Origin of the sequence: Bradyrhizobium sp. BR 10261, assembly GCF_019455395.1 — a bacterium.
Taxonomy (GTDB): Bacteria; Pseudomonadota; Alphaproteobacteria; order Rhizobiales; family Xanthobacteraceae; genus Bradyrhizobium; species Bradyrhizobium manausense.
This window is the reverse complement of the sequence record NZ_JACOFQ010000009.1, coordinates 23733-45541: the sequence shown is the minus strand read 5'-3', so window position 1 is coordinate 45541 and position 21809 is coordinate 23733. Positions and strand designations below refer to the sequence as shown.

Below are 21809 nucleotides of genomic sequence, written 5' to 3'. Positions count from 1 at the left end.
CGTCCGCCGGTCCACAAATCGTCCGCGCTGGCAGGTCTCCCGGCTTGCGGAGCAGGGTTTCCCCTTCGATCCCCGCCTTCCCGATCCCTTCAGGGGATCAGTGGCTTTGGGCATCTCTCCGGTCACGGTCGCGGGGGCGGCTGCATTTTGGACCCAAATCTTGCCGATTCGGACCCTATCGCATTCCCTCTTCGCCTGTCATAGGACAGGAACCAACGCCGGAGCACCATTTGCCCCCGGCCGCCTCTTGTCAAGCCGAAGGACCGATCCGATGACGAGCGAGCCGGAGACCGAAACGGCAGATGAAACCGACGCCAAGCACGCCGCCAAGATGGCGAAGATCAAGGTCGCCCGCGACAAGATCATGGCGACCAAGAGCGGCGAAAAGGGCCTCATCATCGTCCACACCGGCGCCGGCAAGGGCAAGTCGTCCTCCGCCTTCGGCATGATCGTGCGCTGTGTCGCCCATGGCCTGCCCTGCGCGGTGGTGCAGTTCATCAAGGGCGCCTGGGATACCGGCGAGCGGCGCCTGCTCACCGGCCATTTCGGCGAGCTCTGCCAGTTCCACGCCATGGGCGAAGGTTTCACCTGGGAGACGCAGGACCGCGCCCGCGACATCGCGGCGGCGCGTGCCGGCTGGGAGAAGGCGAAGCAGCTGATCCTCAATGAGAGCCTGCGCATGGTCGTGCTCGACGAGATCAACATCGCGCTGCGCTACGACTATCTCGACATCGCGGAGGTCGTCGATTTCCTCAAGACGTCGAAGCCGCCGATGACGCATGTCGTGCTCACGGGCCGCAATGCCAAGGACGAGCTGATCGAGATCGCCGATCTCGTCACCGAGATGACGCTGGTGAAGCATCCGTTCCGCTCCGGCATCAAGGCCCAGCCCGGCGTCGAGTTCTGAAGTCGATGGCACGCGCACTGATGATCCAGGGAGCCGGCTCGGACGTGGGCAAATCGCTCATCGTCGCCGGCCTCGCGCGCGCCTTCACGCGCCGCGGCTTGCGTGTGCTCCCCTTCAAGCCGCAGAACATGTCGAACAATGCCGCCGTCACCGTCGACGGCGGCGAGATCGGCCGCGCCCAGGCGCTGCAGGCGCTCGCAGCGGGCGTCGAGCCGCATACCGACATGAACCCGGTGCTGCTCAAGCCCGAGACCGATGTCGGTTCGCAGGTGATCGTGCAGGGAAAGCGCATCGCCACCGCACGCGCGCGCGAATATGCGGCGATGAAGCCCTCGCTGATGGGCGCCGTGCTGGAAAGCTTTGAGCGGGTGAAGGCGCGTTCTGATCTGGTGCTGGTTGAAGGTGCCGGCAGCCCGGCCGAAGTGAATTTGCGCAAGGCCGACATTGCCAATATGGGCTTTGCCCGCAAGGCCGACGTGCCGGTGGTTCTGGTCGGCGACATCGACCGCGGCGGCGTCATCGCACAACTCGTCGGCATCAAGGCGGTGATCGACCCTGATGATGCCGCGATGATCCAGGGGTTTGTCATCAACAAGTTCCGCGGCGATCCCACGCTGTTCGACGACGGCTACGGGCTGATCGCGCAAAAGACCGCATGGCGCGGCCTTGGCGTGCTGCCCTGGTTTTCGCGCGCCGGCGAGCTGCCGGCCGAGGATGCGCTGGGCCTGAGCGATGCGCGCAAGCCCGGCCAGACCAAGATCGCCTGCCTCGCCTTGTCGCGGATCGCCAATTTCGACGATCTCGATCCGCTCAAGCTCGAGCCGGGTGTTGATCTCGTGATGGTGCGCCCAGGCGAAGCGATCCCGGGCGACGTGCGCCTCGTCATTATCCCCGGCTCGAAATCCACCCGCGGCGATCTCGCCTTTTTGCGCGCACAGGGCTGGGACATCGATCTGCTCGCGCATCTTCGGCGCGGCGGCCATGTGCTCGGCCTCTGCGGCGGCTATCAGATGCTGGGCCGCAGCGTCGCGGACCCCGAAGGTATCGAAGGCTCCGCGGGCGATACGCCGGGCCTGGGACTGCTGGATGTCGAGACGGTGATGAGCCCGCAAAAGACGCTGACGCGTGTTGCGGCCGTGCATGCGGCCACGGACCAACCGATCGAGGCTTACGAAATCCACATCGGGCGCACCGACGGGCCGGATCGCGTGCGGCCGTTCGCCAAACTCAACGGCGAGCCGGAGGGCGCGATGTCGCGCGATGGCCGTGTCCAAGGCAGCTATCTGCACGGCCTGTTCACGTCGGATGATTTCCGCAAGGCGTATCTGGCAAAGCTCGACATTCCCGCGGGCGACGAGCCGTATCACGCCAGGGTCGAGAGCGCGCTCGAGGCCCTCGCCGATCACATCGAGAAACATCTCGATGTCGAAGGCCTGCTCACGCTAGCGCGCTAGCATCTCGGCGAGGCGCGTCCACTCGGCCTCAGCGCCCGGAAGGCCGAGTCGCAGCCAAGTCGGCTGTTTCGCGAACACCCGCGACCAGATCTGGCCGCGCGCCAGCCTCTCCTGCGCGGCAAGCGCATCCGGCGTCTCGTAGAGACGGAACAATGATGCGCCACCGACGAGCCGCCAGCCCTGCGCCTGCGCCATCGCGTCGAGGCGCGCACAATCCCGCACAAGCCGCGCTGACGTCGCCTTCGCCCAGGCCTCATCGCGCAACGCGCGGCAGCCGATCGCGATCGCGGCGCCCGAGACCGGCCATGGCCCCGATGCCGCCGCGAGCCTGGCGATGTCGGCCGTATGGCCGATTGCAAAGCCGAGCCGCAGACCGGCGAGGCCGTAAAACTTGCCGAACGAGCGCAGGATCAGCAAGCCCGGCCGGCCGGCTTCCGAGGCAAGCGAGAGCTCGGGAACGGCATCGGCAAAGCTCTCGTCGATGACGAGGCGACCGGCGCGCGGCGACAGCGCAAGCAGATCCTTCGGCGCATGACGGCGGCCATCGGGATTGTTGGGATTGACGACGATGGCAAGATCCGCACCCGCCAGCGCATCGAGCTTCCCCACCTGCTCGACCTGCCATCCCGCGGCCGAGAGAACGGGCGCATATTCGTTATAGGTCGGCGCGAGGATGCGGGCCAGGCCATGCGGCGCGAGCTGTGGCAGCAGTTGAATGGCGGCTTGTACGCCGCCCATCGCAACGACAGGCGCTGATGTGCCATAGGCGTGTTGGGCGGCCTGATGCAGCGCCTCGATCTCGGAGCGCGAGGGCAAGGCTTGCCAGTGATGCGCAGATATCTCGCCGACGGGATAAGGCCGCCGGTTGATGCCGGTCGACAGATCGATCCAGTCCTCCGCGCGCCCGCCAAACCGCTGCTGGGCCAGATCGAGATTTCCACCGTGCTCGCGCATGGCCCGTTGTTTCACGCGTACGCCAGGATCGCAAGCACGCCTGCGAACAGCAGCATGGCGCGGCGGTAGATCGCCAGCCCCACATTAATGTCCGCTGCAAGCGGATCGCGCGCGCCTCCGTTGAGCCAGGGCTCGTCGGTGGTTTTGCCGTGATAGATGCGGGGGCCGCTGAGCCGCACGCCCAGGGCGCCCGCCATCGCGGCCTCCGGCCAGCCCGCATTGGGCGAGCGATGGCGGCGCGCATCGCGCGTCATGCAGGACAGCGCCTCCGAGCGCCGCGGTGCGAGCAACACGAACAGGAAACCGGTCAGGCGCGCCGGAATGAAATTGGCGACATCGTCGATACGCGCGGCCGCCCAGCCGAAAGCTTCATGCCGTTCGCTGCGATGGCCGATCATGGAATCCAGCGTGTTGATCGCCTTGTAGCCGAGGATTCCCGGCAAGCCGAGCAGCGCCCCCCAGAACACCGGCGCGACGATGCCGTCAGAGGCATTCTCGGCGAGACTCTCGATCGCAGCGCGGGCGATCCCGGCTTCATCGAGCGCGGCTGGATCACGGCCGACGATGCGCGAGACTGCGTCGCGCGCAGCGGCGATGTCGCCGGTCAGCAAAGGCTTGGCGACGGCGGCGACATGATCATGCAACGAGCGCAGCGCCACCAGCGGCCACGCGAGGATGCCAACCAGCGCGAATCCGATCCAGCCTGAGGGAAGCAAGGACTGCAGCACCCAGCCGAGCACCAGCGCGAGCACGATCACCGCAAGCGCGCCGCCGACGCCAACAGCGCGACGCAGCGCCGGCGGGTCAAACTCGCGATTCCAGCCGGCGTCGACGGCTGCGATTAACCGGCCCAGCCAGGTCACGGGGTGGCCGATCCGCGCAAACAGCCATGACGGCCAGCCCAGGAGGGCATCCACCGCAATCGCCACCACCATCGCACCTGCAAAACCCAAACCCGCCTCCTGTCCCGCCCCTGTTGCGCAAAGCGAGGGGCGAGCGCAAGCCCCTGCCGGGCTGATTTCGGCTTTGTCTTTGGCCGCGTTTGGTGATTAGTCAGGCCCACAGGAGTGCTTTATGGCCGTCATCTTGATCACGGGCGGAGCGCGATCGGGCAAGAGCGCCCGCGCGGAAGCGCTTGCGCGCAGCTTTCCGGACCAGCCGCCGATCTATATTGCTACGGCCGAGGCGCTCGATGCCGAGATGGAGGCGCGCATCGCTGGGCATCGCACGCGACGCGGACCCGGCTGGATCGAGCACGAGGTGCCGCTCGATCTCGTGCCTGCGCTGATCGCAAGCGATGGCAGCGGTGCGAGGCTGGTGGACTGCCTGACGCTGTGGCTCTCGAATCTCATGCATGCGGAGCGCGACTGGGAACGCGAGGTGAGCAAGCTTGCCGCCGCCCTGCCCCGACTTAAGAGCCCCGTCATCTTCGTCACCAATGAGGTCGGACTTGGCATCGTGCCCGACAACGCATTGGCGCGAAGCTATCGCGATGCCGCCGGCATCATGAACCAGATCATTGCGGATGTCGCCGACAAGGTCGAGTTCATGGTCGCCGGCCTGCCGATGAAGCTGAAATGACGCCGCGCGCCGACATTCTGAAAGACGTCGCCGCCGATCTCAGGATCGCCGCGTCCTTCGTCACGATCCTGCCCGTGGCCTCGTCGAAGCCATCAGGCGAAGGCGCTGTCGCGCGCGCGACATGGGCCCTCCCAGTGGCCGGGCTGCTGGTCGGCCTTGCCGGCGCGCTCGTCTACAGGATCGCCATTCGCGTCGGACTGTCGCCTGATATCGCCGCCCTGCTCGCGCTCGCGACGACCACGCTCATCACCGGCGCGCTGCACGAGGACGGGCTTGCCGACACCGCTGACGGCCTCGGCGGCGGGCGGACGCGCGAGCGCAAGCTCGAGATCATGCGCGACAGCCGGATCGGCAGCTATGGTGTCTGCGCGCTCATCCTGTCATTCGGCCTGCGCTGGAGCGCGCTTGCGGCAATCGCTAACCCCTGGACCGTGATGCTCGCGCTGTGCGCAGCTCATGTCGCGGCCCGCGCGGGCTTGCCGGCCTTCATGTCGTTGGTCGCCCCGGCCCGTCCCGATGGTCTTTCAGCGAACGCAGGAGCGCCGCCGGGCCGCAGCGTGGCCACGTCCTTCGCCATAGGAACGCTCGCGCTCGCTCTGGCGTTGGGGCCGGGCAAGGCGCTGGTCGGCCTGGTGCTGCTCTCCCTCGCCGGGCTGATGCTGGCGCGGCTTGCCATCCGCCAGATCGGCGGGCAGACCGGCGACATCCTGGGCGCATTCGAGCAGGTCGGCGAAATCCTGATCCTGCTGGTCGCGGCCGCCTTCCTCCACGGGGGAGGATGAAATCATGGTCGAGTTTGACGACACCTTCCGCCGGCAATTGCGCGAGTTGTTCGTTTGGCGCCGCGACGTGCGCCGCTTTCGCACCACAGCACTGCCCGACGGCGCGATGGAGCGGCTGATCGAGACGGCTTGCCTGTCGCCCTCTGTCGGCCTGAGCCAGCCCTGGCGCTTCGTCATCGTCGATGATCCCGAGCGGCGCCGCGCCGTGATCGACGATTTCAAGACGTGTAACGCCGATGCACTCAACTGCTATTCCGGCGAGCGCGCCGCGCGCTATGCCACGCTCAAGCTCTCGGGCCTCGAACAGGCTCCTTGCCACCTTGCAATCTTCGCCGACAAGGCCAGCGACACCGGCCACGGCCTCGGCCGCGCCACCATGCCGGAAACGACAGAATATTCCGTGGTGGCGGCCATCACCGCGATGTGGCTCGCCGCGCGCGCCGAAGGTATCGGGCTCGGCTGGGTCTCCATCCTCAGCCCGCAGCGTATCCACGGCCTGCTCGACGTGCCCGCTTCCTGGAAGTTCATCGCCTATCTCTGTATCGGCTATCCCGAGGCGGAATGCGACCAGCCCGAGCTCGAGCAGGCGAAGTGGGAGCACCGGCGGGACGCGAGCGAGTTCACGCTGCGGCGGTAGCAGCCCGCTCTATTCACCGGGACCGCTGCGAACGAACATTCACAAGCGCGTTTTTTCATCAATTGTGGTTGCCGCCCTTTCGCGTTATGCAATTCCCCGGGGACAACTCTGGCGAAACATTTCATGAGCGAGCGGCCTGCTCCTGCCCGCGTCATGCCGGCGGTCGCCCGCCGCGATGTCATTCGGCTTGCGGGAGCAACTATCGCAGGTTTGTTTGCGCTCGACGCAACGTCGGATCGCATGCGAATCGTCGCCTCGATCACCGCTCTGGCGCTCGATGACGAGCTGACCCGACGCAACATGAGCGAGAGTTCGAACTCTCGCCTCGGTGCGCTGATCGCGGGCTTGCGACAACGCGGCTGGGTCGAAGGGGTCAATTATCGTCTCGAGGTCCGCTCGACATTCGGCGGGCCCGACAAGTTGCAGACGGCGATCGCGGAGCTCATCGATCTCAAGCCGGATGTCATCCTGACCGGCTCGACTGTCGAGACCGCGGCCGTCCTGGCGGCCACCAAGACGGTCCCGATCGTTTTCGCGACCTCCAACGATCCCGTCGGCAATGGCTTCGTCGAAAGCCTTGCCCATCCCGGCGGCAATGTCACCGGCTTCACCAGCAGCACCCCCGAGATGGGCGGCAAATGGCTTCAGCTGATCAAGGAGGCCGTACCTGACGTCCAGCGCATCGGCGCCCTGTTCAACCCGGCCAGCACCCCTCGCGCCGGCCGCTATTACCTTGATTCGTTCGAGCAGGAAGCCGCGACATCAGGCGTCGCGGTGGAGCTTGCACCCATCGGCGCAGTCGCCGAGATCGATGGCGCGATCGGCCGCTTCGCTGATCCTCCGAAGGCGGCCATGATCTCCCTTGTCGACAGCTTTCTCGTGGTCAACCGGAAAGCGGTGGTCGAGACGGCCGCGAGATATCGCGTGCCGATGATCTATCCGTTCCACTACTTCATGGATTCGGGCGGGCTGATGAGCTACGGGCCGACGCTGGAGGTGCGCTCGGCCGATTATGTCGATCTCATCCTCCGCGGCACCAAGGCCGGCGACCTGCCGGTTCAATCGCCGCGCAAATACGAGCTGCTGATCAACCGCACCGTCGCCAGCGCGCTCGGATTGAAGATTCCCTACACGCTGCTGGCGCGCGCCGACGAGATTCGCGAGTGAATGAACATGTCGACCAGGGACCTTTGCGGACGCCTCCCGGACGGCTGTTCCGCAAATACCTCTACTCGATCGTCGCGCTTGCCTTTGCCGCGCTCGCCATCAACACCAGCTTCGACGTCTGGTTCTCCTATCACGAGCAGAAGCAGCTGCTCGCGGCAACCCAGCGCGAGCAGGCTGCGAGCGCGGCAATCCAGATCGGCCAGTTCATCAGCCAGATCGAGACCCAGGTCAGATGGCTGTCGCACCTGCCCCCGGAGCTTTCGACCAATGAAGACGTGCGTCTGAATGCCATCAGGCTGCTGCGCCTCTCGCCCGCGATTGCGGAATTGACCGAGCTCGATTCGAGCGGCCGCGAACAGGTGCGCGTGTCGCGCCGCATCGCGGACCGGATTGGCAGCAACATCGACCAGTCCTCCTCTGCCGCCTTCCGCGGCGCCAATGAAGGCCGGGCCTATTACGGGCCGGTCTATTTCTTCGGCGACACCGAGCCCTTCATGACGCTCGCCACGCGCGGCAGCGGCGGCTCACCCAACGTGGTCATCGCCGAGGTCAATCTGCGCTTCATTTGGGACCTCGTCGCCGGGATCAGGGTGGGCAACACCGGCAAGGCCTATGTCGTCGATCGGCTGGGTGTGCTGATCGCGCATCCCGATCTGTGGCCGGCGCTTCGCCGCAGCGATCTCTCCAGCCATCCTGACGTGCGCGCCGGGCTCGACGGCGTCGGGCCACCCTCGGGCGGGCTGATCAAGGAGGATTTTGCCGGTCAGCGCGTGCTTTCGACCTATGCGACGGTCCCTTCGCTCGGCTGGCTGGTGTTCGTCGAACTCCCGCTCAGCGAAGCCTACGCGCCGATCTACGCCTCGGTCGGACGGTCGACGTTCCTGCTGATCGTCCTGCTGGCCTCCGCCGCCCTGGTGTCGCTCTGGCTCAGCCGGCGCATGGCGGTGCCGATCCAGATGCTGACCCAGGGGGCACGGCGGATCGGCAGCGGCGATCTCGGACAGCGGCTCGCCATCAAGACCGGCGACGAGCTCGAGGCGCTGGGCGACCAGTTCAACCGCATGGCCGCGCATTTGCGCGAATCCTACGCCACGCTCGAGCACAAGGTGATCGAACGCACCTCCGAGCTCGAGAAAGCGCGCGATCACGCGCTGGCCGAGCACGACGCGGCCGAGCGGGCGCGCAGCATCGCGGTTGCGGCCAACGAAACCAAATCGCGCTTCCTCGCCGTTGTCAGCCACGAGCTGCGCACGCCGCTCAACGGGGTCATGGGCGTGCTGCAGCTGCTCGACGACGGCAGGCTCAGCGAGGTTCAGCGCCGCCACCTCGCGACCGCGGCCGCGTCGGGCGAAACACTGATCGCGCTGGTGGACGCCATTCTGGAATATGCCCGCCTGGAGGCCAGCACCGAGGCCCTGGAGACGCGCGACTTCCGCCTCGACCAGCTGATCGAGACGGCGGCTGATCTGATGCGTCCGCAGGCATTCGGCAAGGGCCTCTTCTTCGACCTCGCCTGCGATCCATCAATCAGCACGTCAGTCCACGGCGATCCCGTGCGTCTCAACCGAATCCTGCTCAATCTGATCGGCAACGCCATCAAGTTCACCCCGAGAGGCGGGGTATCCGTGCATGCGACGATCGAGCGGCGTGACGACCATGCGCTGCTGCGCGCCGTCGTTCGTGACACCGGCATCGGCATTGCGCCCGACATGCACGAACGGATTTTCGAGGACTTCGTGCAGGCCGACGACAGCATCGCACGGCGGTTCGGCGGGACCGGCCTCGGGCTCGCCATCGCCCGCCGACTGACCCGGCTGATGCGCGGCGATCTGACGGTGGAGAGCACGCCGGGTCACGGCAGCGTGTTTACGCTTGTCGTCCCGCTCGGCAAGGCCGCCAGCGGCATTGCGCAAGGCACGCTGCCGCCGCAATCGCGACCGCTCCGCGTGCTGCTGGTCGACGACGACCCCATCAATTGCGAGGTCGGCGAAGCGATTTTGATCAGGCTCGGCCACCGCGCCGCGATCGCAAGCAGTGGCACGGCCGCAGTCGCACTCGCCGGAGGCCAGCCGTTCGACGTCGTCCTGATGGACCTGCACATGCCCGACATGGACGGCGTGGAGACGGCCACGCGCATCCGGCAGCTCCCCTTGCGGCCGATGCCGCGGATCATCGTCGTGACCGCCGACGCCTCGCGCAGCACCCGCGAGCGGCTCGCAAGCGCCGGGATCAGCAAGGTCGTCAGCAAGCCGATCCTGATCGGCGCGCTCCGCGAAGCGATCGAGGACGAGCCCGCGCGCGGCGCGACCGGCGCGCCGCTCGCATCAGGCGCCTTGATCGACCGGCACTTTCTCGAGGACCAGAAGGAGCTGCTCGGCAGCAGCCAGATCGCAAAGCTGCATCATCTGCTGAGAGAGACCAGCGAAAAGCTGATCGCCGACATCACCGCGGCGGTCGCGTCCGGCGATGCCAGGCAGCTGGCCCGATCCGCGCACCAGCTCGGCAGCGCCGCAAGCGCGCTCGGCCTTATCAGCCTGTTCGAGCACTGCCGCGAGATCGAGGAGGCAGCGCCCTTGATGTCACCAGAGGCGTGCCGGGATGCGGCGCGCGAGCTCGCCGCCCTTCGCGACGCGTCGATCAGCGCGCTGGACAATATGCTCACGCCCCAAACCGCTCCACCAGAAAATCAATGAACAGCCGCACCTTCACCGACAGATGCCGCGTCGGCGGATAGACCGCATAGAGCGCGAGCGGCGGCGCGGAATAGTCTGTTAGCACCGTTCGCAGCTCGCCCTTCCGCAGCGCCTCCGCGGCGATGAACTCGGGCAGCAGCGCGAGGCCCCTGCCCTTGATCGCGGCGTCGCGCAGCACCTCGGCGTTGTTGACGCAGAGCGACCAGTCCGGCTGGATCCAGTGGTCGCCATCGGCGCCTGACAGCTTCCATTGATTGCCGGTCAGCAGGAAGCCGTAGGTGAGCGAGGCATGCGCGCGCAGGTCCTGCGGATGTTTTGGCGTGCCGTGTTGCGCGAGATATTCAGGCGAAGCGCAGATCATGCGCGGCACCGGCATGATCTTTCGCGCGATCAGGCTCGACGATTCCAGGTCGGCGATCCGCAGTGTCACGTCAAAGCCGTCCTGGACGGGATCGAGCAGATCGTCGCTGAGCACGATCTGGAGCTGAAGCTCCGGGAACGCTTGCATGAAATCCGCGAGCACAGGCCCGAGCCGCATCGTTCCGAACGACATCGGCGCGTTGACGCGGAGCAGGCCCCGTGGCGCCGACTGGGCCTGCGTCACCGCCTGGTCGGCCGCTTCGATCTCGGAGAGGATGACGACGGCGCGCTCGAAATAGCGCTGGCCGTTCTCGGTCGGGCTGGCGTGCCGCGTGGTTCGGTTCAGGAGTTGGACGCCGAGGCTCTCCTCGAGGTCGGCGATGTATTTGCTGATCGCCGAGCGCGACAGCCGCAGCTGCCGGCCCGCCTCGGCAAAGCTGCCGCTTTCGACCACCTTCACGAAGGCGCGGAGGCTGGCGACCTTATCCAAGGGCCCGCCATTGTTTCCAAATCGTAGACATAGCCGTCATATTTGCATGGATTGTCTCCAATCCAAAGCGGAATGATATTTCCGCCCAGAGCAAGAGTGCTCCCTACTAGAGGAGGACGACAATGTCTGGACTGCACCACGTCACCGCGATTGCCGGCGACCCCATCCGCAATTTCGGCTTTTACACCCGGGATCTTGGCCTGCGCTTCGTCAAGAAGACGGTAAATTTCGACGACCCCGGCACCTATCATTTCTACTATGGCGACGAGACCGGCCGCCCCGGCACCATCCTGACCTTCTTCCCCTGGGCCGGCGTGTCGCAGGGCCGCCGCGGCGTCGGGGAGACCCATCAGACCGCCTTCCGCGTGCCGCAGCGCTCGCTCGGCTACTGGACGCAGCGCTTCATCGAGAAGGGCATCGCCTATGAGGCGCTGGAAAAGCGCTTTGGCGAATCCGTGCTGCCGTTCACCGATCCTGACGGCATGGCGCTTGCCCTGGTCGGCGTCCCCGGCGCCGAGAACGAGCCCGGCTGGAGCAATGGCGACGTGCCGGCCGAACACGCGATCCGCGGCTTCCACGGCGTGACCCTGCTGCTCGACAGCGCGGCGAAGACGGCTGCGGTGCTCACCGACGTGTTCGGCTTCAAGGAAACGGGGCGCGAAGGCTCGGTGATCCGCTTCAAGGCGCCTGGCGATGCCGAGGGCAGCGTCGTCGACATCTATGAGGCCAAGGGCTTTCTGCGCGGCCATCAGGGCGGCGGCTCGGTCCACCACATCGCCTTTCGCGCGGCAGATGATGCCGAGCAGGGCAGGATGGCGCAAAAGCTCGTGAGCAATCACGGCCTGCATCCGACCGAGCAGCGCGATCGCAACTACTTCCGCTCGATCTATTTCCGCGAGCCCGGCGGCGTGCTGTTCGAGATCGCAACCGATATCCCGGGCTTCGCCGTGGACGAGCCGGTGGCGAGCCTCGGACGCGACCTGAAGCTGCCTAGCTTCCTCGAACGGCATCGCAAGCAGATCGAGGGCGTGCTGCCCAGCCTGGAAGCGACCGCATCATGACCGAGTTCATCCATCGCTTCGAGCCCGCGGCCAGCGCGCACCTCCCACCCCTGCTGCTGCTGCACGGCACCGGCGGCGACGAGAACGACCTGCTCGGGCTCGGCCAGATGATCTCGCCAGGCTCGGCCCTGCTCTCGCCGCGCGGCCGCGTGCTCGAGCACGGCATGCCGCGCTTCTTCCGCCGCCTTGCCGAAGGCGTGTTCGACGAGGACGATGTGCGTCGTCGCGCGCTCGAGCTCGGTGATTTCGTCGCGAAGGCGCGGAAGCAGTATGGCATCGCCGCGCCCGTCGCGGTCGGCTTCTCCAACGGCGCCAACATCGCCGCCGCGCTGTTGCTGCTGAAGCCGGACGTGCTGGCAGGCGCAGTGCTGCTGCGCGCGATGGTGCCGCTGTCGGATCCGCCTGAAGCCGAGCTCAACGGCAAGCCGGTGCTACTGCTATCGGGTCAGGCTGACCCGATCGTACCGTCGAGCAATTCGGTCAGGCTTGCGGCACTGCTGTCGGACGCAGGCGCGCGTGTCGACCACAAGGTTTTGCCGGCGGGCCATCAACTGTCGCAAGCCGACGTGACCCTCGCCCGCAACTGGGTCGGCAGCCTCGAGGCGAAGGTGGCATAAACGAAACAAGCGGCGCATCGCCTTCGGACGCTGCGCCGCTTCACCTCTCGTCGCGAACGAAGCGCAGGCGTCGGTTGGCATCGGCGCGGCCGCCATAGAGCCGGAAATCGACAAAATCGACAGCGCCAAGGTCAGGCTGCGCTTAAAGGAAAGCGCTCAACCTTGCGGCCCTGGCGCAATTCGATTTCAGCGCCTCGGCAGAGCGGATAGTCCGTCAGAACCGGGCGGATCGCCTCAAAGAGTGCGCGGGCGTTTGCGCCATAAAGGAACAGCTGCACATTTTCCGGACCGTGCTCGTGACCGTCGAGCTCGCCCGCATCGGTCTCGTCGAGCCGGCGTTCGAGCCTGATCTCAAGGGTGTGCAGATCGCATTGTGCATAGACCTCGGCGGGAAGGCCGATGCCGTCCAGCGTGACGAGCACGGTGCCGTTGGTCTTGCGCTTGGCCGGTTTCGGGGCCGCGCGCGGCGTCGGCGGCGCCTTGGTCTGGAGCAAGGCAGCGGCGCGTGCGCGCAGCGCGTCGGCCTCGGCGGCGCGGTCCAAGGCCGCGAGCGCGTCGGCCTCGTTGCTCAGCTTTTCGGCAAGCTTCTCTCTGTTGACGTTTGGAAGCGCCTCCATGACGGCGCGGGCGCGGCCGAACCATTCCAGCGCGGCCTCCTTCTCGCCCCCATCGCGGCGGATTTCACCCTGGGTGCCAAGGGCGTGGGCGAGAAACTCGCCGCCGACCGGGGTCAGGATGTCGACCGCGCGGTCGGCCTCAGTCCGGGCGCGCAGGAAATCGCGTTGGCGGCGATAGACGTTGGCGATGTTGTTGTGCAGGTTGCCCCGCTGCGTCGTCGTCGTTTGCGGGTCGCACTCGCGCGCCTCGCGCACTTTTTCATACCATGCGAGCGCCTCTTCGAGCCGGTTCGCCCGGCTCGCCAGCACGCCGAGGTTGAGCCATGCGGTCGCGGCCTGGTTGCTGTGATCTTTCGCAGCGAAGATGTCGGCGGCCTCGCGGAACGCCTGCGATGCGTCGTCTGGGTGGGACCTGATTGTGGCGTTGCCGAGATCGAGCAAAGCGTGAGCGAGCAGCAGGTCCGGGCCCGAGCCGCGGATCAGGTCAATCGCCTCGCGCAGCACGACCGCCGCGTCGGCCGAGAAGCCGAGACGCACGAGGCAGCGACCGGCGCGCCAAAGCCGACCCCGCACCGCCACGGGATCGCGACGGGTCAGAGTGACGGCTTGCTGGCAATAAGGCAGGGCTCGGCGATGTTCGTTACGGTCCATGAGCGCGTCTGCGATCACATCGACGCTCGCCAGCGTCCGGCTCGGTTCGCCGAGGCTCTTGAGGACCGCCATGGCCTTGGCGGCGCGCTTTCCCATCGCCCCGGTTTGGCCGCACGCGGCGTGGCATGTTGCCGCCGCAAAATGCGCAGCGGCTTTCATTTCGCGGGCGTTGGCATCGTCGCGCGCATCGAGCTGGGTCAGGATGGCGTCGAAGACGTCGATCATCTTCGGATTGCCGGTGCGCGCTTCGCGGAGACCCAACTCCAGCGCGGCTGCGCAATCGTCGAACATGGCATCCAAGCCCATTCCGCGCGTGCTCCTGTTCCCGGGATGGATAAGCTAGGCAACACGAGTTAGTAAGAGTTTAGCGGCTTGGCGCGAATGAGGTTAATGCGGCTCCCTGTGACGTCGGCTCAGGGTCACTTCAAGTCATCGTCCGGGGGGTATAGATAGGACTATTGTCCACCCGGAGAACAGCAAGTGGGCCGAATAGCAAGCTTGGTATGGATCGTCACGACTTTCATTGCGGTTGCCACTCCACTCCGGGCTCTGGCAACACCAGAAACGTCTGCATGCGGATACCTCGCTGGTTTGCTCGACAAGGCATCGCCATCAGGGCCGTTGTTCCTGCCCAGCTATCCGACCGTTGAATCGGGGCCTCTCCATGGCGCCGCCTACCTCTATGACAATGCGGTAGCCGCCATCGCCTTGGTCGGTTGCGGCGAGCGAGACAAGGCGTCTCGAATTGGCTCGGCGATTCTTTGGGCCATCGACAACGACCGCACCTGGCATGATGGGCGGCTCCGGAACGCATACGCCGCGGGTGTGGTGGCCAGTGGCCCCGCCAAACTTCCGGGTTGGTGGGACAACACGCAGAACAAGTGGTTGGAAGATCGCTATCAGGTGGGCAGCGATATCGGCAACATGGCATGGGCCATGTTGGCGTTGCTGTCGATTGACGATGTGAACACCGGCTCTCGGTTCCGCGATGGTGCGGCACGGCTTGGCGGCTGGGTCGCGCAATGGGCCGACGCGCGAGGCACCGGCGGCTTTACGGGCGGTACGTTTGGTCACGAGCCGACGCCCGAGTTGCGGACATGGAAATCGACCGAGCACAATACCGACCTCGCCGCCGCGTTTGGCCTTCTTGCAACCCGCACCGGCGATTTGCGCTGGCGTGATATGGCAACATCTGCTGAGCGCTTTGTCGATACGATGTGGGATCCGGCATGCGCCTGTTTCGCCGCAGGCACCGCCGAAGACGGCGTCGCGCGCAATCCGATGTTGGCCCTTGATGCTCAGGTCTGGCCGTTAACGGCGCTATCAGGAGCGGCCACGAAATTTGCATCGGCCATTACGACCGCCGAACGGCGAATGAGTGTCGACAAGGGCTTTTCCTACGGTGAGGACCGAGACGGTGTGTGGACCGAAGGGACCAGCCAAATGGCTCTCTTGCTGAAATTGCTCGGCAGGACTGCGGAGGCAAAATCGTTGGTCGCAGTCATCGAATCCCAGAGGTCGCCGGATGGCGGGTTCTACGCCACTGATGTCCGCGCACTACCGACAGGGTTCATGCTGGATACCGATCCGGCCAAGCCACGACTCTATTTCCGATTGCCTCATCTTGGCGCAGCTTCGTGGGCTGCCCTGGCGGAACGTGGATTCAATCCCTTTACGGCGACATCTGGACTTCCGTAGTTCAGACCGCGGCGCTTGTCGTCTCGGCCTTTGATTGGTTTTACGCCATTGCTCCACAAAAAAGGCCTCGCAGCGCGAGGCCTTTGTCTTGCCGACTCCGCAGGGCCTATCGCCGTGCACCCGCGCCGTACAGTTCGCGCTCCCGGCCGATGTCCTCCGGAGACAACGGCGGGCTTGCGGCATCGAAATCGCTCCAGCCGGCCTTCCGCCACGCGGAACTGCGCTCCTGAAGGTTGACGGACCTCTCATGGAGAAGGGCGTCGAGACGGACGCGGTCGTTGTCGGGCACCTTCGCTGTGACGAGCGTGCCACCACGGCGAACGCCTTCCGCATAGCGCGAAGCGTCTTCCTTCGAGACGCCCGCTTGGGTGAGTGCACCGACGATACCGCCTGTGGCGGCGCCAGCGGCCGCGCCGGCAGCGGTAGAGGCGAGCCATCCAGCAGCAACGACCGGCCCCAGACCCGGAATGGCCAATAGACCCAGGCCAGCAAGAAGGCCCGCCGCGCCGCCGATGCCGGCGCCGATACCGGCACCCGTGCCCGCCCCTTCGGCGCGATCGTCGACGCCGTCGCGGTCACGGTCGACTTTGCCGCGCTGTGCACCGAACCAATTGTCGGAATTGTTGGCGACGATGCTGATGTCGGAGTGCGGCACGCCGGCGCTCTCGAGCCGGGTGACGGCCCGCTCGGCATCGGAATAATTATCGTAGAGACGAGAGATGGTGGTGGTCATGCTATCTGCTCCTTATTTCGTGGGATTGACGTTGCCCTGGAAGTCGACGCTGACGTCGGTCTTGGTGCCGCCCTTGTCGGCCTTGCCGCGCCAGACGCCTTGGTCGTCCTTCTGCAGGGAGGAGACGTTGGAATATCCCGCGTCCTCGATCCGTGATTTCGCCTGGCCCTCGGTGAAGCTGTTGCGGCCCGCGACCGGCGCATTCGAATTGTTCTTATCGGAGCTGTTGACGGCGTTGTTGCCCGGCCCGCTCTGCGCCGGCTGCGACTGGGCGCCCACGGGCGCCGACGCCAGCAGCAACAAGGTTGCGGCCAGCAAAGTTGTACGTGACATGTTTTTGTCTCCTGCAAGTGATTGTGCCGGCGACAACACATGAGATTCGAATTGGTTGCTAATGCGCGGAGACGCGGAGTGCCGCAGTATGCTGCCGCTTTAGGTCAGCTTGAACTGATCTGGAACTTGTTGGCGAAAACCAATGGCCGCGTTCCGCCCGGTGTCGCCGATGATCGATGCGATGGCGCCGACGTTGTCGACCGCCTTGCGCGTCGCCGACTGAACCTCGGCGATTCGCCTTGGCCGCCTGAGCGGACCTTCGAACATGTGTTCACTTTTGGACAGTGCACGCTCTCGGCCATCTCGGTGTGAATGCGTTCACAGACCTCGCGAGGCGGCGGATGTATGTTGCTCAGGCACATCTGGGGGTTGCCGCATTGGCGGAGCTCCGCTCGGGCTGAGTGGGAGCGACTTATGTCCTCCCTTCGTCCCGCACAATGGCTCCGCGCACGCGGAGAGCTGCGCCTTCGGAAACAGGAGTGAACGCTCGATGCAAAGCAAATACCCTTGTTTCGTCCTCGGGATGCTCAGCCTGATGCTCGCGTGGCTGTCGCCCAATGCGGCTTCGGCATTCGAAGATGTCAATATGGGGACAACAATCACGGTCGAGGGCGGGCATATCGTGGCGCACTGGGGAACAACAGGCTTCGATCACTTCAACATCCGCTGGTCGGCGAACGGCGGGGGCGAAACGCAAGTCGAGCGCGATGGTGACAAGACCTTTGTTTACCTCACCCCTTACCAGCCTGGCGTCGTCTATTCGGTTTCCGTCCAAGGCTGCGACAATAACTTTGCCGGCAGCTCGACATGCACAAGCTGGGACGAAGCATCATGCGGCGACCCGCGCCATCCCTGCGCTGGCCCTATTCCCATGCCGATCAAAAGCGGCGGCGGACTCTGCCTCGACGTCGATGCGCCGAACCAGCACGTGAACGGTGGGCGCGTGCAGGTGTGGACTTGCAACGGCTCGGACCAGCAACTGTGGACGATCGATGGCGGGCGTATCGTCAGCCTTGCTGGAAAGTGCCTCGATGCAGATCTGGCGGAAATCCACAATAACGGCGGCAGAATACAGGTTTGGGATTGCAATCATAGCGCGCAGCAGAACTGGCGGCAGGAAGGGCCGGAACTGCGCAATGGCGGCGGCAAGTGTCTCGACGTCAATGCATCGATGCTGCATCGGGACGGCGGCATCGTGCAGCTTTGGGACTGCAACCACACAATCCAGCAAAGCTGGAGCCAACCGGCGTTGCTGTAGAGCCCTGTCCGCGCCCCGGGCCGATCAGAGCAAGTCTGCTTCAGTCAAAAGGCCAAGAGCAGGGCAACCGCATATGAGAGCGGCTTCCCTGCGGCACATCGTTCGAGACGCCCGCCGTTGGCGGGCCCTCAGGATGAGGGCGGAGTGTGTGGCAGCAGTATCAGCGGGCGCTGAAGCCATTTAGCCTCATCCTGAGGAGACCGCTGGAAGCGGTCGTCTCGAAGGACCGGGCGCGCACAGGTCGCTCAACAGCCAGATGAGATCGCTCTGCCTCCGAAGATGTTCGCAGACGCCGCTCGAACCGGACTCCAACGCCCGCCTACGCCGCCACGTTCGACAGGAAGCGATCCACCGACGAACGCAGCTGCGTGGCCTGGCTGGAGAGGTCCTGCGCCGTGGCAAGAACAACCTCGGCGGTGCGATTGGCGTTGTCGGTCGCCTCGGCCGTGCCGGCGATGCTGCGCGCGACCTGCACCGTGCCGGAGGCGGCCTGCCCGATATTCCGGGAGATCTCGCCGGCCGCCGCGTTTTGCTGGCTGACCGCGGCCGCGATCCGCCCTGTAAAGCCGTCGATATCGCCGATGATCGACGCGATGGCGCCGACATTGTCGACCGCCTGGCGCGTCGCCGACTGCACCTCGGCGATCTGGCTCGAAATCTCCTCGGTCGCCTTGGCCGTCTGCGTCGCCAGCGCCTTCACTTCCGAGGCAACCACTGCAAAGCCCCTGCCCGCTTCGCCAGCGCGCGCCGCTTCGATCGTGGCATTGAGCGCGAGCAGGTTGGTCTGGCCGGCAATGGTCCTGATGAAGCCGACCACCTCGTCGATCTGCTGGGCGGCACTGGCGAGCCTGCCGATGGTCTGGTTGGCCGCCTCCGCCATACCGGATGCGCGCTGTACGATGGCGGTCGCATCGGCCAGTTGCGACGTGATCGCCTGGACGGACTGGCCGAGCTGGCTTGCGGCTGATGCCACGGTCTGGACGTTCGCCGACGTCTCCTTCGCCGTCGAGGCCGCCTCGTTCGATTGCGAGCCCGCATTGCGTGCGGCGGAGGCGAGGCCCTGTGCCGTGTCCGTCAGCTCGCCGGTCATGCGCGCGGTGTTGCTCATGACCTCGCTGAAGGCGGACCGGAAGGCATCGATCTCGGCTTCCAGGCGCTGGCGGTGAACGGCCTGCTCTGCACTGCTCTGGTCCTTGGCCGCGATCAGCGCGTGATCGTCATCGGCGCGGGTCTTCAGGCTCGCCTGCATGAGCGCGAGCGACTTCAACAGGCGACCGAGCTCATCGCTGCGACGCACCGCGATGTCGTCGGTGAAATTACCGGCGGCGACGCGTTCGGCAACCCGCACCGCCGCGGAGATCGGCCGGCTCATCGAGTACGAGAATGCAAGCGCGATCAGCAGCCCGATCGCGACAGTTCCGACTGCGACCGTCAGCATCGTGGTGCGGGCCGCCTCCACATCCTTCTCTGCCGCCATGCGATATTCATATCCGTACGCCGCAACGAGCTCGACGAGATCGTCGATCGACGCCATCAGCCGGTCGCCTTGCTGGGCGAGCAGGAAGCTGGTCGGGATCTCCGTCGCGCCACCGGGCGACGGCTTCAGGATCCTGAGCGCGGCGGTCGACCACTCCTTGAGCTCTTTTTCGGCCTTCTCGCGCGCGGTCGCAACGCTCGGCGTTGCGGCACGCTCACGCACCACCTTCAGGTCCTCGGCACTGTCGTGGATCAGCGACTCGAACTTTGCGACGATTTCGCTGGAGCTGCCGGCGACAAGGGCGCGCTGGAGCAGCAGGCGCGCCTCGTGCAGCGCCGCGTGAGCGGAGCGCGCGTGGTTGATCCCCATCAATGGACCGTCATAGAGACGGACCACCAGGTCCCCGGAGTTTCCGATGGCGCGAATGCCGTAGAAGGCGATGCCGCAGGCCAGGAGAAGCACGACACTGAAGGCACCGAAAATCTTGTAGCGTATGGACATCGTCAAATCTCCGGCGCTTCGATTAGAGCATTTTCGCGCGAAGTGGGTCGCGGTTTGCGCGAAGATGAAATCCTAGTCTGTCACCTTGACCATCATCTTCATGCGCGGATGAATGGCGCAGATCACCTGCACATCGCCCGGCTCCTTGAAGGACACGTCCGTCGAGGTGCCCGGCGCCTGCGATCCCAGATTGAACTCGTTGCCCTTGCTGGCAGACATGATGTTGTGCGGCACCGTGTCGTCATTCAGGAAAGTGACGGCCGCACCCTTCTTGATCGTGATGCTCTCGGCGGAGAAGGCGCGGCCTTGCTGATGGACGATTTCGGTCGCGGCATAGGCGCCGACCGAAAAGCCGGCAACGATGACGCAGGTGAAGAGAGCGATGGTGCGCATGTGAGGAACCTTCGTGGGTTAGCGTGGGAGAACCGGCACGGCGGTCGGGCCGAGCTCGCTGGTCAAGGTCTTGAGGAATGCGACGAGGTCGGCCTTGTCCTGCGCGGACAGGTCGAGCGGACGCATGAGATCGGACCGGCTGGGCCGATCGACGCCGGCATGGTCGTAATGGTCGATGACCGCTTCCAGCGTGGGGAGCGAGCCGTCATGCATATAGGGGCTGCGACGGGTGATCTCGCGCAGGCCCGGCGTCTTGAACGCGTGCTGCATCTTGATGACGCCAGGCAGGTATTCACCGCGACCGATATCCTTGCTCGGCAGGCCGATGTCCTGAAAGCCCTCGTTGGTGAAGTTCCAACCCTCGTGGCAGGCCGCGCATTGCGCCTTGCCGTTGAATACGACGAAGCCGCGCTTGGCTTCCTCGGAGATCGCCTTCTCGTTGCCGTCGATCCAGGCGTCGAACGGTGCCCGTTCCGAAACGACCGTACGCTCATAGGTCGCGATGGCCTGCGCCAGCGTCTTCGGCTTCATGCCCTCGCCCGGAAAGGCTGCGTCGAACATGGGCTTGTATTCGGGAATCGTTGCGAGCCGCGTCATGAGCTGGTCGAGCTTCATGTTCATCTCGCCGGGCGACTGGATCGGGCCGAGCGCCTGGTCTTCAAGCGTCGGCAGACGGCCATCCCACATGTAGATCGCGCTCCAGGCCGCGTTGACAACCGTCGGCGAACGACGGCCGAGCTTGGCCATGCCGTGACCGACACCGACCGCAAGCCCGTCACCCCAGCCGAAACCCGGGCTATGGCAGCTCGCGCAGGACTGCGCTGACGTTACCGAGAGACGCGTGTCGAAATAGAGCTTCTTGCCGAGAGCCGCCTTCTCAGGCGTGAACGGATTGTCCTTGGGGAACGGGATCGTCGCCGGCCTGCGATACAGCGCCTTGAGCGCATCGACACCGCCAGGTCCATTTTGCGTGATCTCGACCTTCCGGCTTTCGCCGACCACGGCGGCGCCAAAACCGATCGTCGCGGAACCGAGAACGCCGAGTGCGGCGGATGCGATCGTCGCAACGAGCAGTCGCGAGCGATGAGAGCCCTGCGTCGGCATGCGAATGTTTCCCCCAGCCGGATGTCATTTGCGACACCGAAAAAATTTTATGCAACGCACGATGAGTACGTGATGAAAATAGCGGCAAATCGTTAAGCAGATCGTACTGAGCAACTTGTTCCGCTATCGATTTTCGAAATTTCAGCAATCGTGAAGTGCGGGAAGAATCGGCAATCAACGAAGAGTTGCGGCGCCACCAACAAATGTTAGTGGCGAGCTGAACGCGACCAACATTTGTTGAGTCGATCCGCAGTTCTGAATTTCCGATTATCGCATTATGCTGGTGTTTTGCCCGACGGAGCAAGCGATTTCGTCAAGTCAGAAATTTTTGCCAGGCCGTT

Annotated in this window: 21 protein-coding genes and 1 riboswitch; of the genes, 12 read left to right on the top strand and 9 right to left on the bottom strand. The window is 65.1% G+C overall.

Annotated elements, in window-relative coordinates; translation table 11 throughout:
* Positions 1 to 11: 11 nt before the first annotated feature.
* Positions 12 to 232, bottom strand: a riboswitch (cobalamin riboswitch).
* Positions 233 to 271: 39 nt separating this feature from the next.
* Together cobO and HYH07_RS12435 are read left to right on the top strand one after the other, a co-directional pair.
* Positions 272 to 907 (top strand): cob(I)yrinic acid a,c-diamide adenosyltransferase, encoded by a 636-nt coding sequence (gene cobO / locus HYH07_RS12440; protein WP_220002763.1) that lies wholly within the window; start codon positions 272 to 274, stop codon positions 905 to 907.
* A gap of 5 nt (positions 908 to 912) precedes the next feature.
* Positions 913 to 2361: a cobyric acid synthase gene (locus tag HYH07_RS12435; protein WP_220002762.1), complete on the top strand. Its 1449-nt coding sequence runs from the start codon at positions 913 to 915 to the stop codon at positions 2359 to 2361.
* Here HYH07_RS12435 and cobD read toward each other — a convergent pair.
* Both cobD and cbiB read right to left on the bottom strand, forming a co-directional pair.
* A complete protein-coding gene (gene cobD, locus HYH07_RS12430; RefSeq protein WP_220002939.1) occupies positions 2350 to 3315 on the bottom strand; it encodes a threonine-phosphate decarboxylase CobD in 966 nt (321 codons plus the stop codon). The genes HYH07_RS12435 and cobD overlap by 12 nt on opposite strands.
* Positions 3316 to 3326: 11 nt before the next feature.
* Positions 3327 to 4268 (bottom strand): adenosylcobinamide-phosphate synthase CbiB, encoded by a 942-nt coding sequence (cbiB, locus tag HYH07_RS12425; protein WP_228749464.1) that lies wholly within the window; start codon positions 4266 to 4268, stop codon positions 3327 to 3329.
* A gap of 121 nt (positions 4269 to 4389) precedes the next feature.
* Between cbiB and cobU the strand changes: the two genes are divergently transcribed.
* From cobU to HYH07_RS12400, 5 genes are all read left to right on the top strand, one after another.
* Positions 4390 to 4896 carry a bifunctional adenosylcobinamide kinase/adenosylcobinamide-phosphate guanylyltransferase gene (cobU, locus tag HYH07_RS12420; RefSeq protein ID WP_220002761.1) on the top strand — a complete coding sequence of 169 codons (507 nt, stop codon included), beginning with the start codon at positions 4390 to 4392 and terminating at the stop codon, positions 4894 to 4896.
* Entirely contained in the window at positions 4893 to 5678 is a 786-nt protein-coding gene (gene cobS / locus HYH07_RS12415) for an adenosylcobinamide-GDP ribazoletransferase (protein ID WP_220002760.1), read from the top strand. The genes cobU and cobS overlap by 4 nt, the downstream gene beginning before the upstream one ends.
* Positions 5679 to 5682: 4 nt before the next feature.
* Positions 5683 to 6315, top strand: coding sequence for a 5,6-dimethylbenzimidazole synthase (bluB, locus tag HYH07_RS12410; RefSeq protein ID WP_220002759.1), 633 nt, complete (start codon positions 5683 to 5685; stop codon positions 6313 to 6315).
* Positions 6316 to 6438: 123 nt separating this feature from the next.
* A complete protein-coding gene (locus HYH07_RS12405) occupies positions 6439 to 7482 on the top strand; it encodes an ABC transporter substrate-binding protein (RefSeq protein ID WP_220002758.1) in 1044 nt (347 codons plus the stop codon).
* Positions 7479 to 10175 carry a hybrid sensor histidine kinase/response regulator gene (locus HYH07_RS12400; protein WP_220002757.1) on the top strand — a complete coding sequence of 899 codons (2697 nt, stop codon included), beginning with the start codon at positions 7479 to 7481 and terminating at the stop codon, positions 10173 to 10175. The genes HYH07_RS12405 and HYH07_RS12400 overlap by 4 nt, the downstream gene beginning before the upstream one ends.
* Here HYH07_RS12400 and HYH07_RS12395 read toward each other — a convergent pair.
* Complete coding sequence (locus HYH07_RS12395; protein ID WP_220002756.1) at positions 10141 to 11025, bottom strand: LysR family transcriptional regulator; 885 nt, start codon at positions 11023 to 11025, stop codon at positions 10141 to 10143. The two genes, HYH07_RS12400 and HYH07_RS12395, sit on opposite strands and share 35 nt — an antisense overlap.
* 122 nt (positions 11026 to 11147) lie before the next feature.
* Between HYH07_RS12395 and HYH07_RS12390 the strand changes: the two genes are divergently transcribed.
* Positions 11148 to 12086 carry a ring-cleaving dioxygenase gene (locus HYH07_RS12390; protein ID WP_220002755.1) on the top strand — a complete coding sequence of 313 codons (939 nt, stop codon included), beginning with the start codon at positions 11148 to 11150 and terminating at the stop codon, positions 12084 to 12086.
* Positions 12083 to 12703 (top strand): alpha/beta hydrolase, encoded by a 621-nt coding sequence (locus HYH07_RS12385; RefSeq protein ID WP_220002754.1) that lies wholly within the window; start codon positions 12083 to 12085, stop codon positions 12701 to 12703. Before HYH07_RS12390 ends, HYH07_RS12385 begins: the two co-directional genes overlap by 4 nt.
* Positions 12704 to 12834: 131 nt before the next feature.
* Here HYH07_RS12385 and HYH07_RS12380 read toward each other — a convergent pair whose 3' ends face one another.
* Positions 12835 to 14277: a tetratricopeptide repeat protein gene (locus HYH07_RS12380; RefSeq protein ID WP_220002753.1), complete on the bottom strand. Its 1443-nt coding sequence runs from the start codon at positions 14275 to 14277 to the stop codon at positions 12835 to 12837.
* A gap of 192 nt (positions 14278 to 14469) precedes the next feature.
* Between HYH07_RS12380 and HYH07_RS12375 the strand changes: the two genes are divergently transcribed.
* Positions 14470 to 15669: a hypothetical protein gene (locus HYH07_RS12375; protein ID WP_228749462.1), complete on the top strand. Its 1200-nt coding sequence runs from the start codon at positions 14470 to 14472 to the stop codon at positions 15667 to 15669.
* A 106-nt stretch (positions 15670 to 15775) separates the two neighbouring features.
* On the opposite strand, the gene HYH07_RS12370 is transcribed toward HYH07_RS12375, so the two are convergent.
* Together HYH07_RS12370 and HYH07_RS12365 are read right to left on the bottom strand one after the other, a co-directional pair.
* Positions 15776 to 16402 carry a hypothetical protein gene (locus tag HYH07_RS12370; protein ID WP_220002752.1) on the bottom strand — a complete coding sequence of 209 codons (627 nt, stop codon included), beginning with the start codon at positions 16400 to 16402 and terminating at the stop codon, positions 15776 to 15778.
* Positions 16403 to 16414: 12 nt separating this feature from the next.
* Positions 16415 to 16735 (bottom strand): hypothetical protein, encoded by a 321-nt coding sequence (locus tag HYH07_RS12365; RefSeq protein WP_220002751.1) that lies wholly within the window; start codon positions 16733 to 16735, stop codon positions 16415 to 16417.
* Between the two features lie 78 nt (positions 16736 to 16813).
* Here HYH07_RS12365 and HYH07_RS12360 point away from each other — a divergent pair, with 78 nt between their 5' ends.
* Positions 16814 to 17047 (top strand): hypothetical protein, encoded by a 234-nt coding sequence (locus HYH07_RS12360; RefSeq protein WP_220002750.1) that lies wholly within the window; start codon positions 16814 to 16816, stop codon positions 17045 to 17047.
* A gap of 178 nt (positions 17048 to 17225) precedes the next feature.
* Positions 17226 to 17993: an RICIN domain-containing protein gene (locus tag HYH07_RS12355; protein ID WP_220002749.1), complete on the top strand. Its 768-nt coding sequence runs from the start codon at positions 17226 to 17228 to the stop codon at positions 17991 to 17993.
* Between the two features lie 319 nt (positions 17994 to 18312).
* Here the strand turns inward: HYH07_RS12355 and HYH07_RS12350 are convergent, their stop codons facing one another.
* From HYH07_RS12350 to HYH07_RS12340, 3 genes are all read right to left on the bottom strand, one after another.
* Positions 18313 to 19971 (bottom strand): methyl-accepting chemotaxis protein, encoded by a 1659-nt coding sequence (locus HYH07_RS12350; RefSeq protein WP_220002748.1) that lies wholly within the window; start codon positions 19969 to 19971, stop codon positions 18313 to 18315.
* 72 nt (positions 19972 to 20043) lie between these two features.
* Positions 20044 to 20364 (bottom strand): plastocyanin/azurin family copper-binding protein, encoded by a 321-nt coding sequence (locus tag HYH07_RS12345; RefSeq protein WP_057758913.1) that lies wholly within the window; start codon positions 20362 to 20364, stop codon positions 20044 to 20046.
* 18 nt (positions 20365 to 20382) lie between these two features.
* Complete coding sequence (locus HYH07_RS12340) at positions 20383 to 21468, bottom strand: cytochrome-c peroxidase (RefSeq protein ID WP_220002747.1); 1086 nt, start codon at positions 21466 to 21468, stop codon at positions 20383 to 20385.
* Positions 21469 to 21809 lie beyond the last annotated feature (341 nt).

Coding starts and splice junctions, on each gene's coding strand:
- cobO (WP_220002763.1), top strand. CDS start 272: ATGACGAGCGAGCCGGAGACCGAAACGGCAGATGAAACCGACGCCAAG.
- HYH07_RS12435 (WP_220002762.1), top strand. CDS start 913: ATGGCACGCGCACTGATGATCCAGGGAGCCGGCTCGGACGTGGGCAAA.
- cobD (WP_220002939.1), bottom strand. CDS start 3,315: ATGCGCGAGCACGGTGGAAATCTCGATCTGGCCCAGCAGCGGTTTGGC.
- cobU (WP_220002761.1), top strand. CDS start 4,390: ATGGCCGTCATCTTGATCACGGGCGGAGCGCGATCGGGCAAGAGCGCC.
- cobS (WP_220002760.1), top strand. CDS start 4,893: ATGACGCCGCGCGCCGACATTCTGAAAGACGTCGCCGCCGATCTCAGG.
- bluB (WP_220002759.1), top strand. CDS start 5,683: ATGGTCGAGTTTGACGACACCTTCCGCCGGCAATTGCGCGAGTTGTTC.
- HYH07_RS12405 (WP_220002758.1), top strand. CDS start 6,439: ATGAGCGAGCGGCCTGCTCCTGCCCGCGTCATGCCGGCGGTCGCCCGC.
- HYH07_RS12390 (WP_220002755.1), top strand. CDS start 11,148: ATGTCTGGACTGCACCACGTCACCGCGATTGCCGGCGACCCCATCCGC.
- HYH07_RS12385 (WP_220002754.1), top strand. CDS start 12,083: ATGACCGAGTTCATCCATCGCTTCGAGCCCGCGGCCAGCGCGCACCTC.
- HYH07_RS12380 (WP_220002753.1), bottom strand. CDS start 14,277: ATGGGCTTGGATGCCATGTTCGACGATTGCGCAGCCGCGCTGGAGTTG.
- HYH07_RS12370 (WP_220002752.1), bottom strand. CDS start 16,402: ATGACCACCACCATCTCTCGTCTCTACGATAATTATTCCGATGCCGAG.
- HYH07_RS12365 (WP_220002751.1), bottom strand. CDS start 16,735: ATGTCACGTACAACTTTGCTGGCCGCAACCTTGTTGCTGCTGGCGTCG.
- HYH07_RS12355 (WP_220002749.1), top strand. CDS start 17,226: ATGCAAAGCAAATACCCTTGTTTCGTCCTCGGGATGCTCAGCCTGATG.
- HYH07_RS12350 (WP_220002748.1), bottom strand. CDS start 19,971: ATGTCCATACGCTACAAGATTTTCGGTGCCTTCAGTGTCGTGCTTCTC.
- HYH07_RS12345 (WP_057758913.1), bottom strand. CDS start 20,364: ATGCGCACCATCGCTCTCTTCACCTGCGTCATCGTTGCCGGCTTTTCG.
- HYH07_RS12340 (WP_220002747.1), bottom strand. CDS start 21,468: ATGCCGACGCAGGGCTCTCATCGCTCGCGACTGCTCGTTGCGACGATC.